We start from the raw sequence: 14,451 nt of genomic DNA on the forward strand, positions 1-14,451 counted from the left end.
GTGCCGCTCCCACCGACACCCAGCGCCTCCTGGCCTGACGACTTCCTCGCGCACCGTGCCGGCCACGACTGCCCGATGTGCGGCAACGACTGGACGGCCGACGACATCGGTTGGGGGATCCTTCTGCACCGCGGCGAGGTCTCCCAGTCCTACCTCTGGCGCTCCGGGCAGGTCCGGGGCTACTCGATCACCATCGTGACCGCGCGGCACGTCGCCGAGCCCACCGAACTCACCGGCGACGAAGCCGCCGCGTTCTGGCGCGACACTCTCGTCCTGGGCCGCGCACTCGAAGCGCACTACCAGCCTCTGAAGATGAACTACCTCCTGCTCGGCAACGCCATTCCCCATGCTCACCAGCACGTCGTTCCGCGACGCGAGGCGGGTGCGGACCCCGCGCCGGGCGGCCCTTTGCCCTTCGACGTGCTCGACTTCGGACGCCAGGACGAGGATCAACTGCAGTCGGACGCCCGAGCGCTGCGCCGGCTGATGAACGGCCCCGGCAGGCCGGAGGCGGGGCGATGAAACGGCAGTCCGACGTCATGGTCGCGGCGGGATTCCTGGCGATGCACTACGGCATCATCCCGACCGACGTCCGCGAGGGACCGTCAGGGACAGCCACGCGCAACTACGTGGCCAGGGACGGCGACGGCCGCCGGTGGTTTGTGAAGGTGTACCCGGACCATGCTGATCTGGGCGCGGAGCGGCGCGCCCTCGAGCTCGCCGAGTTCGCCGCGCTCGGCGGGGTCCCGGTGCCGACGATGCGCCGCACTCTGGACGGCGACCTCATCGCCGTCCACGGCGGCCCCGCGGTGTCCGTCGCCGCGTTCGCCGAGGATGCCGAGACGGCGGAGGGCGGTCTGTCCGGCGGGCGGTGGGCCTCCGTCGGTGCGATGGTGGGCCGACTGCACCGCACGCTCGCGCGGCATCCGGACGGGCCACCGCGCCGCGCCGCCTCGCATGAGGTCTGCGACGTCCAGCGAGGCCGCCGGCGCCTCGAACGGCTTATCGCCCGCTGGAAGGAGCAACCCCCGAGCTCCTCGTTCGGGACGTGGGCGAGGGACACCGCCCGGCAACGGCTGGATGCGCTTCCCGCCACGGCATCCCTGCTCGAAGCGCTCCCCACAACCCTCGCCACGCAGATCGTCCACGGCGACCTGTCCTCCCTCAACCTGATGCTGAGAGGCGAGGAGGTCGCCGCGGTCATCGATTTCCGTCCACCGACACATCGCAGCCCGATGTGGGAACTGGGTCGCATCGTGCTCGATCCGCGCACGGTCCTGACCGCATCGGACTGGCTCACCGGCCTGGTCACCGCCGTCGCCGCCTACCGGGGGACCAACCCGGCCATGCCGGACCAGGACCTCCTGACGGTGCCCCGGGTGGCGGCCGGCTACCTGGCCTGCTCGGTGTACCCGCTCTCCGAACCGCTCGACGACCCGCCCGCGGTCACCCCTCAGCTGGAGGCGTACGGGCGAGCCCGCCACGAAGCGCTGGGAGTGCTGTGCGCTCGCCTGGACGAGGCGGAGGAGGTGCTCCGTGACCTCCTCACCTGACTCCGCCGCACCACCCGAGCCGTCGCTGTGGAGGCACCGCAACTTCCGGACGTTCCTGATCGGACAGAGCGCCAATGTGACCGGCAGCTCGATCAGCTCGATGGTGATCCCCGTGATCGCCGTCCTGGAGCTGCACGCCACCACCTCTCAGGTGGCCTGGCTGGCGTTCCTGGGCTTGCTGCCACCCGCGTTGCTCGCCCTCCACGCCGGGGCGCTCGCCGACCGCCATTCCAAGAAGCGCCAGATGATCATCGGGGACCTGGTGAGTGCGGCCGCGCTGACCACGGTGCCGGTAGCAGCCGCCCTCGACGTCCTCACCCTGTCCCAGCTCATGGCCGTCGCCGCAGTGCAGGGTGCCGCGGGCGTGGTGCACGACGCGGCGGCCATCAGCATTCTGCCCAGCCTGGTCGACCGGTCCCTGATCCAGCGGAGCAACAGCCGCGTGGGCACTCTGTTCGCGATCGCCGCCACGGCCGGAAGCCACCTCGGTGCCGCCCTGACCGCCCTGGTCGGACCGGCCCGGGCCCTTCTTGGAGACGTCCTCTCCTACCTTGTCAGCGCCTGGTGCACCGCACGCGTTCACACTCCTGAGGCCGACCGGGTACAGGCCGGGGAACGCCGGCTGTGGGCGGAGATCGGCGACGGCCTGCGATACGTACGCGAGGACGAGCGCCTGCGCACACTGACGCTGGTCAACGCGACGACGTCCCTCGCACTCGCGCTGCTCAACACCTTGTGGGCGCTGTACCTGCTGCGGACCCTCGCGATGAGCACCACGGCGTTCGGTGTCGTGCTGGGGCTCGGAGCCCTGGGCGCGGCCACCGGGGCACTCCTCGCCCCCGCCCTCGCCCGACGGTTCGGGCCCGGGCCGATGATGCTCGCCGCGCTCGCCATCACGCCGGTGACCCAGGTTCCGCTGCTGCTCGCCTCCCCCGGTCTCGGATGGGAGATCGTGATCGGTAGTGCGCTGTTCGTGCAGTTGGTGTGCGCGGGCGCGGCAGGCACCACCCAGAGGTCGATCCGGCAGATCATCACCGACTCCGGCATGCAGGCGCGGATGCAGGCGGTGAGCACCTGGCTGACCGCCGGTGCCCGTCCGGTCGGAGCGCTGCTCGCCGGCGCGCTGGGAACATGGGCCGGCGTCCGGTCGGCCCTGTTCATCGGTGCCTGTCTGCTCATCGTGCCGCTGCTGGTCCTGGCCCTCTCTCCGCTGCGCGGCCTGCGGCAGATGCCCGAAGCCTCGCGCGCGCCGAAGGAGCCCGCGCCTGCCGAAGAGCTCCCGCGCGCCGGTCCCCCACGTCAGGTGCCTGCCCTTGGGACGGCACCCGCCGCAGACATCCACACCAAGAGTTCGTCGGACGGAGGCGCACCATGACCGAGCTGAACGCCGAGGACACCACACGAAGGCCCGCGGCTCCCGCCGCCCACGTTCCAGCAAGGCCCACCACCGCCGTGCTGCCCCGCACCAGGACCGCAGAGGCCGCGGAGGTCACTCGGTCCGGGGACGAGGCCCGAGATCATGGCGATGCTGCCGCGGCCCGGGCGGCGATGGTCGCTCGCCTGGAGCAGGCCGGCGACCTTGCTGCCGGACCGGTCCGCGAGGCGCTGCTGGCCCTGCCTCGCGAGGTCTTGATGCCGCAGGCGTATGTGCGGCGCAGCACGCCGGATGAGAAGCCGCCTCGATGGGACCTGCTGGACTGGGCCCGGCCCGGTGACCGGGAGGAGCTGCTGGGTGTCCTGTACAGCGGGGACAGTGTGTCGGTCCAGCACGAGGGTGAGCCGCTCCTCGGCCGGGACGGCGGGCCTCGGTGCGGGGGCTCCATGACGGCGATGTCGAGCACGATGGGCATGACCGCCGGTCTGTTGGACGTGTTGGACCTGCGGGGTGGGCAGCGGGTTCTGGATGTCGGGACCGGCGCGGCGGTCACCGCCGGGGTGATGTGCTTCGTCTGCGGGGACGGCGGGGTCGTCACGCTCGACGTCGACCGCCATGTCGGTGAGGCAGCACGGGCGCGGCTGGCCGACCTCGGATACCGGCCCGCCGTGGTGTGCGGGGACGGGACGGCCGGTTGGCCGAAGGGTGCGCCGTTCGACCGGATCTTCGTGTCCTTCGCCGTACCCTGCATCCCGCCTGCCCTGGTGGACCAGCTCTCCCCGGGCGGTCGCGCCCTGATGACGTTGGGCACCTCGTCGCCGTCCTGGCCGGGCCTCGCCGTGATCACCAAGACCCCCGCGGGCGAGGTGGTTCCGGAGCTCCGCGCGGTGGAGTTCGGGCATCGCGGCGGAGCGGGCTTCGAGCGGCTGTTCCTGTCCGCCGACTTCCGTAAACGGATCGCCACCGGCGAGGGTCGTTGGACCCAGCGCAGCCGCCTGGTGCCCCCGGCGGACACCGATCGCGGCATGTGGCTGGCCCTGGACCATCTTCACCCGGGCCTCGTCCGCAACTTCGGCGCGGACGACCTGACGATCGGCGCACCGGAGTGCGGGTCCTGGATGCGGGCGCGCCCGGTCGGGCACCGGCGCTGGGAAGTGACCGTCGACGGGCCGCGGGACATCTGGGCGGAGATCCACGACGTCGCAGAGCGATGGCGTGCGGCAGGCTCCCCCGATCGCTTCCGTCTCGTTTTCGACGAGGACAACGGGCAGAGAGCCGTCTCCTCTTGCGGACGCCTGTCCTGGCAACTGTCCGCCCCCCACCCGCTCGATGAGGAAGCCACCTCGTGACCTATCCCTACGGCCCTCTTCCGGACCTCTACCCGGAGCAGGAGGCACTGTTCGCGGCCGCGGCCGCGACGTATGCCCGCTACCGGCCCGGCCTGCCCGACACCGCGGCGCACCTGCTCGCCGACGTCCTGCGGGGCCGGCCCTCTCCGGTGCTGCTCGACCTGGGGACCGGAACCGGGCAGGTGCCCCTGGCGCTGCTGTCCGCCGGCGCACTCCTGACGCACATCGAGGCGGTCGACGTCAACGGGCAGATGCTGCACCAGACGGGGCAAGCCCTCAGACCCCTGCTCGGCGACTGCACCCTCACTCTGGCCCACGCGGTGGCCGACGACTACGAGCCGCTGGCGACGCTGCCCGGTGAACCCGACTCAGGACCGGACCTGATCACCTGCTGCCGGTCCTACCACTGGATGAACGGCTCCGCGGTCCTGGAGATGGCCGACCGGGTCGCTACACCGGGCGGCGCCGTGGCGATCATGAGCGACGGGAGTCTGTGGACCCACGACGCCGACTGGACCCGTGCGCTGCGCGAGGTGATCCAGCACTACCTCGGCCCCGAACGCAGGGCCGGCGCGCGCAGTTTCTACGCCCCGCCCCGTCGTCGATTCGAGGAGGACCTGGCCTCTTCGGCGTTCAGCGACGTCACCGAACACCTCTTCCCCGTCACTCGCACCTGGGCGCCGCAGGAGGTACTCGGCTACCTGCGCACCACGTCCTTCGCCGGACAGGAGCTGTTCGCCGAGCGGCACCGGGCGTTCGAGGACGAAGCCCTCGCGCTGCTTCACGCGCACGCCGCGGCCGGGGCTCTGGTCGAGGAAACCACGTTCAGGGTTCTGCTCGCCCGGCGCCCGGGGGATGCGTGATGAGCGCGGGAAGACACACCGAGGCGGTGGACGTCCACCTGATCCTGCGCAGGGACACCGCGCAAGGGCCGGAGATCCTGCTCTCACGGCGGGCCGGGCAGGTGTACGCCGCCGGCCTGTGGCACCTGGTCAGCGGGCACTTGGACGGTCCGCACGAGGATGTCGTCGCCGCGCTGGTCCGCGAGGCGCGGGAGGAGAGCGGCATCGTCATCGACCCGGCCGACGTACGGGCAGCCGTGACCGTGCACCACCGCGGCCCCGGCGGAGCCTCGCGCACCGGCTACTTCTTCGAGGTCCGGCAGTGGCAGGGCGAGCCCCGGATCGAGGAACCGGACGTCTGTGACGCGATGGACTGGGCGCCCTTGCACGCCCTTCCCTCTCCGATGGTGGCGTACTGCCGTGCCGGACTGGACGCCTACACCGCCGGTGCGTGTCTCGGTGTGCACTTCCAGCTGCCTGGCGACACCATCGCCTTCGACCCGAGCACCGACCGCTTGCGCATCGTGCCGGACGCAACCGGCCGGGCAGACTCCAGCCGTCCCGACCCCGCAGTCGTGGACTTCGCGGAGCGGGCAGTCGGCCGGATCAACCGCTGGGAGGACACCTCCTGGGCGCGAGCCAACAGCCGCGTGTGGCGGGCGACCGGCGCCCAGGGCGGCACCTGGTACGTGAAGATCCACCCCAGTGATCGTTTCCACGCGCGGGAAGTGCGAGGACTGCAGACCTGGGCGCCGGCGCTGCGCGGGGCCGCGCCGCGCCTGGTCGCCTCCGACACGGCGCTGCGGGCGGTCGTCCTGACCGCGGTGCCGGGCCGCCCGCTGCACGGCGCCGTCCTCGACCCGCGGGCCGAGCGCCAGGTGTACCGGCAGATCGGGGAGCTGGCCCGGCGGATCCACGATGTCCTGCCGCCGACGCCGGCGCCGGCCGGCAGCGGCCCGGCCGTCGGCAAGGCCGACCGGCACTTGGCCGGTGCCCGACCGTACCTGGAGGCGGGGGACGAGGAATTCGTCCGCGTGCTTGTCCGCCGAGCTGTCGACCTGCGCCCGCTGGAGTGGGTGGAGACCCACGGCGACCTCCAGCTCCGTAACGTGCTCCACTCCGCCGGCGACTCCCGCACGCCCGAGGGCTCTGTCGCGGTCATCGACCTTGAGCGCAGCGAGCCGGGACCGGCCGTGCGCGACCTGGTGAGGCTGTTCAGCGCCATCGACGGTCGCGACGACCTGATCGAGGCGTTCATGGCCGGCTACGGCAGGCCCTTGAGTCCCGACGAGTACGCCCGCCTCGTCATCGACTCGGCTCTCGACGCGGTGTCTGGGATCGCCTACGGCTGTGCGCACGGCGATCCGGAACTCGTGGAGCGCGGCCGGCGCACCTTGGCCCGGTTGCGCGCCGCCGGCCCACACCAGAGCGAGCCCCCGGCAACAGGAGATGCTTCATGAACGCTGACACGGCACTTACCCCAGCAACCGATCCGCAGGGCACCGCGGGCCGGCCGCCGGTCCGCGCCGCGACCACCACCGACGCCGAGGCCATCATCCGGATGCGCTCCGCGCACGTCCTGTCCAAACCCTTGGACGAGGACTGGATCCGGCGGTGCACGCAGGAGCTGGCACCGCGGCTGACCGATCAGGGGGACGCGCGGGCCTTCGTCATCGACGCACCCGACGGCACGATGGCCGCCTGCGCCCTCGGCCTGATTCACCCCGTGCTCCCGGCCCCGGCCTACCCCCGGGGCCTGGCCGCCCGCGTGCACGTGGTCGCCACGCACCCCGACCACCGGCGCCTCGGCTACGCGCGGGCCGTCGTCTCCGCGCTCCTCGACCACCTCGCCGACGTCGAGCAGGTGACTCTTTTCGAGCTCCACGCCAGCGTGGAGGCGCAGCCGCTCTACCGCGAGCTGGGCTTCACGGGCAGTCCGGCACTGATGCGGATGACGCGGCTCGAACAGTCGGCCGCGGCAAACACGGAGCTGGGCAGTCCTGGCCGGCTGCCGGCCGAGCAGTACGCCGAGACGGTCCTGAAGGCCACAGCGTTCGCCTGCCTGTACTTCACCGACGAGAACGACCGGCCGCTGCAGCTGCACTCCGTGTATTCCCCCGCGCATCCCTGGCAGCTGGTCGGCGGCACCATGGACCACGGGGAGCGGCCCTGGGAGACGGCCGTACGCGAGTGCCGGGAGGAGACCGGGCTGCCTGTGTCCGGCCCGCCCCGGCTGCTGGCCACCGTGTACGGGCTGCCCGGCGCCGAGTGGCCCTACAGCACGATTGGGATGATCTTCGACGGCGGCCGTCTCACCGCGGCGCAGATCCGCTCCATCACCCTGGATCCGCAGGAGCACGACGAGGTCCGCGTCCTGCCCCTGGAGCAGTGGGAGGGGCTGATGCCGACCCGTGACTTCGCACGCCTGAGCGCGGTGGAGGAGGCCCGGCGCACCGGGCAGGCAGCGTACTTCGGCACCTGGGACTGGGGAAACGCGTGAGCAGCAACGTCGTGTTGATGTCCGACCCGCGAGTGGCCGCGATTCCCGTGCAGGAGTGCGGCGAGGACCTCGTCGACGTCCGCGCGCACGGTCTAATAGTCGACGACCGCAAACGCGACGAGACCGGGGCCTTCGCCCACGTCCGGCGAGGGGTCCTCACCCGGCTGCTGCACGCCCAGTCGCTGCTGCCCGCCGGCGTGTCGTTGCTGTTCATCGAGGGCTTCCGGCCGCCGGCTCTGCAGGCGAGGTACTTCGAGGAGTACTCCGACCAACTCGCCCTCGCCCACCCGGCATGGTCGGCCGCCGAGATCCGGGAGGCAGCCAGCCGCTTCGTCTCGCCTCCGGAGATCGCGCCGCACTCCGCCGGCGCGGCCGTCGACGTGACGCTGATCGACCACGTCGGCCGTGAGCTGGACATGGGCACTCGCGTCAACGCCTCGCCGGAGGAGTCCAACGGGGCCTGCTACACCGAGGCACCCGGAATCAGCGACCGGGCGCGCACGAACCGAGCCACGCTGAGCCGGGCGCTGACCCCCGCGGGCTTGATCAACTACGGCACGGAGTGGTGGCACTGGTCGCTCGGGGACCGGTACTGGGCGCTGCAGACCCAGCAGACCGCCGCCCTCTACGGCCCCGTCGAACTGCCCTGACACCGCACCAACCGCCCTGCTTTTCACGAACAAGGAGCGATCTGTGGGACACACCCGGGCTGACTGGTCCGAGCACTACACCGAAGGGCGCAACTTCCGCCGGCTCGGAAACGAGGAGAGGAGCCTGCTCGCGGAGCACGCCCCGGCTCCCGAGGGGGGCCGCGCACTCGACGCCTGCTGCGGTACCGGCGAGCTGGCCGCCTACCTCGCGTCGCTCGGCTACACCGTGGACGCCGTCGACTTCACGGACAGTGCGATCGCCCGGGCCCGCGAGGAGCACGCCGGCATCGAGGGCGTGCGCTGGTTGCGGCTGGACATCGAGCGCGACGACTCGGCCCCGCTGCACGCCGAGGGGTACGACCTGATCACGATGCGGCTGGCGTATCCGTTCGTGAGGGACCGCGGCCGGATCGTTCACGGGCTGGGCGAGCGGCTGCGCGACGGCGGCGCGCTCGTCGTCATCACCCCGACCGTCGAGAACACCCCGTCGGAGCGGCGCGACATCGCCCTGGACGAGGACGAGCTCACGCTGCTTGGCGCGGGATGGGCGACGGTGGAGCGGCTGGACGCGGACGGACTGGCCTTCCTGGTGCTGCGCGGGCCGTGCCACCGCGACACCCGAGCCATCGAGAAGCGTCCGACCACCGGCCACGCGCTGACCGGCGCCCTCGCTGTCGTCACCGACGACGGCGGCCGGGTCCTTCTCGGCCGCTCCCACCTCGGCATGCTCGAGCTGCCCGGCGGCAAGACCACCGGCCCGGAGGACTTCGCCTCCGCCGCGGTGCGCGAACTTGCCGAGGAGACGGGCCTGGTCGCCGACCCGGGCGACGCGCACGTGGTGACGATGTTGGTCGATGACAGCCACGGCATTCCGCGGCTCACGGCCGTCGTCCGCATCACGACGTGGACGGGGACCCTGACCACTGCGGAGGCGGACAAGTTCGACCGCTGGGAGTTCTTCGACCTGCACGCTCTCGCCTGTGTCGGCGACGTCTTCGTCCCGGCCGCACTCGCCATCGACAGCGTGTGGCCCGGCGTCATCCCGGACCTGCCGCCGGTGGTCTCCTACCCGCTCGCCGCCGATCCGTCGCCCGTGCCGGGCGAGCCGGCCGAGGCCGTCCGGCTGCGGCAGGCGATGGCCCAGACGGTGATCGACGGAGGCTGGGCCCCGTCCGAGCCCGTCCGCAGCGCGCTGCGCACGGTGCCCCGCCATCGTTTCGCCCCGGAAGTGAACCTGGCGGACGCGTACGACGGCGGCGACCGGGCCGTCATCACCCGGCGCGACGAGACCGGGAGGGCCATCAGTTCGGTGTCCGCGGCCTGGCTCCAGGCCGACATGATCGAGAGCCTGCGTCTTCGGCCGGGCGCGATCGTGTACGAGGCGGGATCCGGTGGCTACAACGCCGAGCTGATCGCCCACGCCGCCAACGGTCGCGTGGTGAGCGTCGACATCGACCCGTGGGTCGTCCGCCGCACCCGCGCCTTCCTGACGGAGGCCGGCAGCGGACGCGTCACCGCCGTCGAAGCCGACGCCGCCCTCGGCGCGCCCGCCCACCTGGTACCCCGCGGCGGCTTCGACGGCAGCGTGATCACCTACAACTGCTGGGACATCAGTCCGCCATGGCGCGATCAGCTGGCCGAGGGCGGGCGCCTGGTCATGCCGCTGGAGATGGGCGGCTACACCCGGGCGATCGAGTTCGAGCGGCGCGGCGAGGTGCTGCACGCCCGCCGCTTCACCTACTGCGGCTTCGTCCGCGACCAGGGTCAGCAGGGCCGCCCGGCCCCGGTCGTCCCCCTGCTCGACGGAGCGCTGGCCCTGCGCTTCGACGACGGCCCCGCCGTCGGCGCTCAGGGCCTGGAGGAGGCGCTGCGCGGACGGCGGCACGAGGTCGCGACCGGCGTGACCATGAGGGCTGCGAACTCCTACTTCGGCTCCCTTCAGCTGTTCGCGGCCACCACCGTGCCGGGCTTCTGCCGGCTGGCCGCCCACCAAGAGCCCGCCGAGCCTGTGACCGGCATCGCGAAGGACCGCGACGCCCCCGCGATCCTCGGCGAGGCCTCGCTGGCCTACCTGATCCACGTCCAGACCAAGGACAGCGACCGCCGGGAAGACAAGGAGTGGGAGTGGTTCGCGTACGCCTTCGGCGAGCAGGGGCCCGAGCTCGCCGAGCGGCTGGTGGCCACGGTGCTGGCCTGGGACCGGCACATCCGCGCCGAGGCCAACGACGAGCACGCCGATCCCGTCCTGTCGGCCTACCCGGCCGGCACGCCCGACGATGCGTTGCCCGCCGGTGACGTCCTGGACAAGGTGAATTGCCGGCTGGTGTTCCGGTGGCCGGGGCGTGACGTTGTGCTGCCCGGGCCCGTTGAGCGTCCGGTGGCCGACGCCGTGGCGGAGGGGGTGTGACGGTGGGACGGACCTTGCGACAGGCGGTGTTCGTCGCCCCGGCGGAGCGCGACGAGCTCGACCGGATGCGGCGCGCGCACGCGGCCGCCGCCCAGCAGTTCCGGATGTCCGCATCGGGGCCGGAGGTATGGGGGTGGCAGGGCCGCACCCTAGGGCGCCGGGCCGGGGACTGCTGGCTGCGCATCGTCTCCGCCGAGGCCGGAAAGGCGGGCGGACGGCTGTGGGAGGGGACGGCGACTGCGGACACGCACCTACCCCGGTCGGTGCCACGGCCACGGCTTCGCGGCGTTCTCGACTGGGTCTCCCGGGACGTCGCTTACCGGGCGGAGCTCACCGAGTACGTCTCCGCCCCGCCGGTCACCAGCGGCACGCCCGTGCTCGACCAGGATGTCGCTCTGCCCGACTCGTGGTGGGCGGAGTTGAGGTCCGCGCTCGCAACGCTCGCGACGGTGCCCACCGGCCGGGAGTCGGTACGGCAGAACTGGGTCGACCGGAACTTCCGCCGCTTCCTCGGTATCGACCCCGTCCGGATCCGGCAGACGACGACCGGGCACGCCGATCTGCACTGGGCGAACCTCACCGGCGCGCCCCTGATCTTGCTGGACTGGGAGAACTGGGGTCGGCTGCCCGTGGGCTACGACCTGGGGCTGCTGCACGCGTACTCGCTGGCCGCGCCGGCGACCGCCGCCCGGATCCGGCGCGAGTTCGGCCACGTCCTGAACACGGACGCCGGCCGGGCCGGGGAGCTCATTGCCCTCGGGCAGCTCCTCCAGGCGTGCTCCCGGGGTGTTCACCCTCACCTCGCTCCGCTCGTCGCCCGCCAGGCCGAGCACCTGACCGGTATCCCCGTCCCCACGCCCTGACCGGCCCCGACGGCTTGGAGGAACCCATGTCCCGCCCGCGCGTCGACGTCGTCGTTCTGACCATGAACGATCGCCCTGCGGAGGAAGTAGCCGCGCAGTCGACCCTTCGTGCCCAGAGCGGCGTCGACGTGCGGGTGGTGGTGGTCGGCAACGGCTGCGCGCCCGAGGTCGTGCCACCCGGTGCACTTACCGTGTGCCTGCCCGAGAACCTCGGCATCCCCGGCGGTCGCAACGCCGGCGCCGACGCGCTACGTGAGGCGGGCGATCCGGCCGAGTGGCTGTACTTCCTCGACAACGACGCCAGCTTCCCCCGCGCGGACGTCCTCGTCCGGCTCGTCGCCGAGGCCGAGCGGCATCCCGAAGCCGCCTGGGTGCAGCCCCGGCTGACCGGACCGGACGATGGGACCACGCCGCGCCGCTGGGTCCCCCGGCTGCGCGCCTCGAAGCCGGAACGGCCGGGGAAGGTCGCCTCGATGACCGAAGGCGTCGTCCTGATCCGGCGCGACGCCTTCGACGCGGTCGGCGGGTGGGACGATCAACTCTTCCTGTATCACGAGGGGTTCGACCTGGCCTGGCGGCTGTATGAGGCGGGCTGGAGCGGCTGGTACGCGGCGTCGATCCGCATGCACCACCCCCTCACCGAACCCGCCCGCCACGCGCTGTACCACCGGCTCGCCGCCCGGAACCGGATCTGGATCGCCCACCGCAACCTCCCCGCCCCACTCCTCCCCCTCTACCTGAGCGCCTGGACCACGATCACCCTGGCTCGGGCCGTGCGCCGCGGCGGACTGGGCCAGACACTGCGCGGCATGCGCGAAGGGTGGACGAGCCGGGGCACGCAGGGGCGGCGTCCGATGGGCTGGCGCACCGTCTACCGGCTCACCGCCGCCGGACGGCCGCCGATCATCTGACCTCGCCGTCCCGTCCGCCCCTACGAGGAGTCCTCTTCGCCATGAACCAACCGCCGTTTCCCTCGCTGATGGGGGTGTTCGCCCATCCCGACGACGAGAGCCTGCTGGCCGGCGGTGTGCTCGCCCAGCACCACGCCGCCGGCGCCCGCACCGCAGTCGTCACCGCCACCTGGGCGCCGACGAGCCACCGAGCCCCCGAACTCGCCGACGCCCTGAACGCCTTGGGCGCCGGGGCCCCGCGGCTGCTCGGCTACGCCGATGCCCGCAACCCCGCCTCCGCCCCCGACGGCGCCGTACGCCTCGTCGACGCGCCCCTCGACGAAGCCGTCGGACGGCTGGTCGCACACATCCGGGAGATCCGGCCCGACGTCGTCGTCGGCCACGACGCCCTGGGCCAGCTCACCGGGCACCCCGACCACCGGCGCGCCCACCAGATCACCCTCCTCGCCGTCGAGGCCGCCGGCCTGCCGTACCTGTATCCCGACGCCGGCGAACTCTGGCAGCCAGCGGCCCTGTACGCGGCCACGCACTCGGATTCCGGTGTGGGCCGGCTCGGCCCGCTCCTCCAGAGCGTCGGGAAGACGCTCCTCGCGGTGCCGGAGGCGTACGTGACCACGACCGTCGACGTCTCACCGTGGGCCACGGTGAAGATGGAGGCGATCCTCGCGCACCGCAGCGAAGTCGTCCGCGAGCGGCCCCTGCCCGGTCTGCTCGCCCGCCTGCCCGAAGCAGAACGCGACGAGATCATCAGCACCGAGTACTTCACCCGGCTCACCCCCGGCCCCGCGCCGGGTGACCCTCATCGGCTTGTCGCCTGACCGACCGCCCTCCACATGGTCCCTCCCGCACGATCGGAGACGAGATGACCGTCACGCCTTCCCCTGACACGCCACCCAGCACGATGATGACCGACGAGGAGTACGGGGTCTTACGCGCCGCGGCCGCGCTATGGGCCGGAACGTCCGTGGTGATCACAGACGAACGCGGCCGGATCCTGGTCCAGCGCGTCGACTACCGCACGACCTGCCTCCTGCCCGGAGGCGCCGTCGACAAGAACGAGCCTCCGGCCCCGGGTGCCGCGCGGGAACTGCGCGAGGAACTCGGCGTCACCATGACCGTCGACCGCGGGCTCGCCGTGGACTGGGTCAGCGCCGACAGCCTCAACGCGCCCGCCAGCATGCGCTTCCCCGGCGAGATCCTGCACGTCTACGACGGCGGCACGTGGGACATCGAGCAGATCGCCGCCATGCAGCTGCCCGACCGAGAGATCACGTCCGTCGAGTTCGTCGAACCCGCCCGGCTGCCGGACCTGATGTCTCCCGGCGACGCCCGCCGGGCCCTGTCCGCCCTGCGCGCCCGCATCAACGCTGCCGGGCCCGTCCTGCTGGAGAACGGTCTGCCGATCGCCCCCACCGTCCTGGACCGGGCCGGCGCCCTTCGCACCGCCCGTGCCCGGCACCACCTGCCCTTCCACGCCGGCCCCGCCCCAGAGCAGCTCTCGGTGGTCCAGGTCTGGGGCTGGCTCCTCGGACCCGACGGCCGCGCCTTGGTGCTTCTGGAACCGGACACCGGCGCGGCCCTCCTGCCGGGCGGTGCCCCCGAACTCCTGGACCGCGGCGACCCGCTCGCCACACTGCGCCGGGAGGTACGCGAGGAAGCCTCGGCCGAGTTCGGTGCACCGCTGTTCCTGGGCCACCTCTGCGACCCCGACAAGCCGTACGCCCGCCTCCGCTATGCCGCGCCCCTCACCCGTCTGGGCCCGCCATCCGTAGACCCGGCCACCGGCCGCAACCACATCCGGGTCCTGGCCACACCCGAGCAGGCCCTGGAGCTCTTTGACTGGGGTCTCCCGGCGGCCGACCAGCTCGCCGCCGTCCACCAGGCCCGAGTGAGGCTCGGGATCCCCCGTGCCGCGCGGCAGCCCCTCACCGAACTGCCGGTCGCCACCGACCTCACCATCTTGTAGCCCCCGGCCCATCTCGAAGCGAGGACTCGCATGAG

Annotated in this window: 13 protein-coding genes; all 13 read left to right on the forward strand. The window is 72.4% G+C overall.

Annotated features, from left to right (window positions below; genetic code table 11):
• The 13 genes from RI578_RS41355 to RI578_RS41415 are packed head-to-tail and all read left to right on the forward strand — an operon-like array spanning position 1 to position 14,416.
• Positions 1 to 522: an HIT domain-containing protein gene (locus RI578_RS41355; protein ID WP_310876155.1), complete on the forward strand. Its 522-nt coding sequence runs from the start codon at positions 1 to 3 to the stop codon at positions 520 to 522.
• On the forward strand, positions 519 to 1,553 hold the full coding sequence (locus tag RI578_RS41360; protein ID WP_310876156.1) for a phosphotransferase: 1,035 nt from the start codon (positions 519 to 521) through the stop codon (positions 1,551 to 1,553). Before RI578_RS41355 ends, RI578_RS41360 begins: the two co-directional genes overlap by 4 nt.
• On the forward strand, positions 1,537 to 2,928 hold the full coding sequence (locus RI578_RS41365; protein ID WP_310876157.1) for an MFS transporter: 1,392 nt from the start codon (positions 1,537 to 1,539) through the stop codon (positions 2,926 to 2,928). The genes RI578_RS41360 and RI578_RS41365 overlap by 17 nt, the downstream gene beginning before the upstream one ends.
• Positions 2,925 to 4,277: a protein-L-isoaspartate O-methyltransferase gene (locus RI578_RS41370; RefSeq protein WP_310876158.1), complete on the forward strand. Its 1,353-nt coding sequence runs from the start codon at positions 2,925 to 2,927 to the stop codon at positions 4,275 to 4,277. Before RI578_RS41365 ends, RI578_RS41370 begins: the two co-directional genes overlap by 4 nt.
• Positions 4,274 to 5,140, forward strand: coding sequence for a methyltransferase domain-containing protein (locus RI578_RS41375; protein ID WP_310876159.1), 867 nt, complete (start codon positions 4,274 to 4,276; stop codon positions 5,138 to 5,140). The genes RI578_RS41370 and RI578_RS41375 overlap by 4 nt, the downstream gene beginning before the upstream one ends.
• Positions 5,140 to 6,579, forward strand: a complete 1,440-nt coding sequence (locus RI578_RS41380) for a phosphotransferase (RefSeq protein ID WP_310876160.1) — start codon at positions 5,140 to 5,142, stop codon at positions 6,577 to 6,579. Before RI578_RS41375 ends, RI578_RS41380 begins: the two co-directional genes overlap by 1 nt.
• Positions 6,576 to 7,619: a GNAT family N-acetyltransferase gene (locus RI578_RS41385; RefSeq protein WP_310876161.1), complete on the forward strand. Its 1,044-nt coding sequence runs from the start codon at positions 6,576 to 6,578 to the stop codon at positions 7,617 to 7,619. Before RI578_RS41380 ends, RI578_RS41385 begins: the two co-directional genes overlap by 4 nt.
• A gap of 17 nt (positions 7,620 to 7,636) precedes the next feature.
• Positions 7,637 to 8,269 (forward strand): M15 family metallopeptidase, encoded by a 633-nt coding sequence (locus RI578_RS41390; protein ID WP_310876162.1) that lies wholly within the window; start codon positions 7,637 to 7,639, stop codon positions 8,267 to 8,269.
• Between the two features lie 43 nt (positions 8,270 to 8,312).
• Complete coding sequence (gene fxlM / locus RI578_RS41395; RefSeq protein WP_310876163.1) at positions 8,313 to 10,676, forward strand: methyltransferase, FxLD system; 2,364 nt, start codon at positions 8,313 to 8,315, stop codon at positions 10,674 to 10,676.
• A 2-nt stretch (positions 10,677 to 10,678) separates the two neighbouring features.
• Positions 10,679 to 11,539, forward strand: coding sequence for a hypothetical protein (locus RI578_RS41400; protein WP_310876164.1), 861 nt, complete (start codon positions 10,679 to 10,681; stop codon positions 11,537 to 11,539).
• A 26-nt stretch (positions 11,540 to 11,565) separates the two neighbouring features.
• Positions 11,566 to 12,450, forward strand: coding sequence for a glycosyltransferase family 2 protein (locus RI578_RS41405; protein ID WP_310876165.1), 885 nt, complete (start codon positions 11,566 to 11,568; stop codon positions 12,448 to 12,450).
• Positions 12,451 to 12,491: 41 nt separating this feature from the next.
• Positions 12,492 to 13,268: a PIG-L deacetylase family protein gene (locus tag RI578_RS41410; RefSeq protein WP_310876166.1), complete on the forward strand. Its 777-nt coding sequence runs from the start codon at positions 12,492 to 12,494 to the stop codon at positions 13,266 to 13,268.
• A 44-nt stretch (positions 13,269 to 13,312) separates the two neighbouring features.
• A complete protein-coding gene (locus RI578_RS41415; RefSeq protein WP_310876167.1) occupies positions 13,313 to 14,416 on the forward strand; it encodes an NUDIX domain-containing protein in 1,104 nt (367 codons plus the stop codon).
• Positions 14,417 to 14,451 lie beyond the last annotated feature (35 nt).

Source organism: Streptomyces sp. BB1-1-1, from assembly GCF_031597775.1.
Taxonomy (GTDB): domain Bacteria; phylum Actinomycetota; class Actinomycetes; order Streptomycetales; family Streptomycetaceae; genus Streptomyces; species Streptomyces thinghirensis.

Excerpts from the sequence above, each read along its gene's own strand:
- RI578_RS41360 (WP_310876156.1), top strand. The coding sequence starts at position 519 with ATGAAACGGCAGTCCGACGTCATGGTCGCGGCGGGATTCCTGGCGATG.
- RI578_RS41370 (WP_310876158.1), top strand. The coding sequence starts at position 2,925 with ATGACCGAGCTGAACGCCGAGGACACCACACGAAGGCCCGCGGCTCCC.
- RI578_RS41380 (WP_310876160.1), top strand. The coding sequence starts at position 5,140 with ATGAGCGCGGGAAGACACACCGAGGCGGTGGACGTCCACCTGATCCTG.
- RI578_RS41385 (WP_310876161.1), top strand. The coding sequence starts at position 6,576 with ATGAACGCTGACACGGCACTTACCCCAGCAACCGATCCGCAGGGCACC.
- RI578_RS41390 (WP_310876162.1), top strand. The coding sequence starts at position 7,637 with ATGTCCGACCCGCGAGTGGCCGCGATTCCCGTGCAGGAGTGCGGCGAG.
- RI578_RS41405 (WP_310876165.1), top strand. The coding sequence starts at position 11,566 with ATGTCCCGCCCGCGCGTCGACGTCGTCGTTCTGACCATGAACGATCGC.
- RI578_RS41410 (WP_310876166.1), top strand. The coding sequence starts at position 12,492 with ATGAACCAACCGCCGTTTCCCTCGCTGATGGGGGTGTTCGCCCATCCC.
- RI578_RS41415 (WP_310876167.1), top strand. The coding sequence starts at position 13,313 with ATGACCGTCACGCCTTCCCCTGACACGCCACCCAGCACGATGATGACC.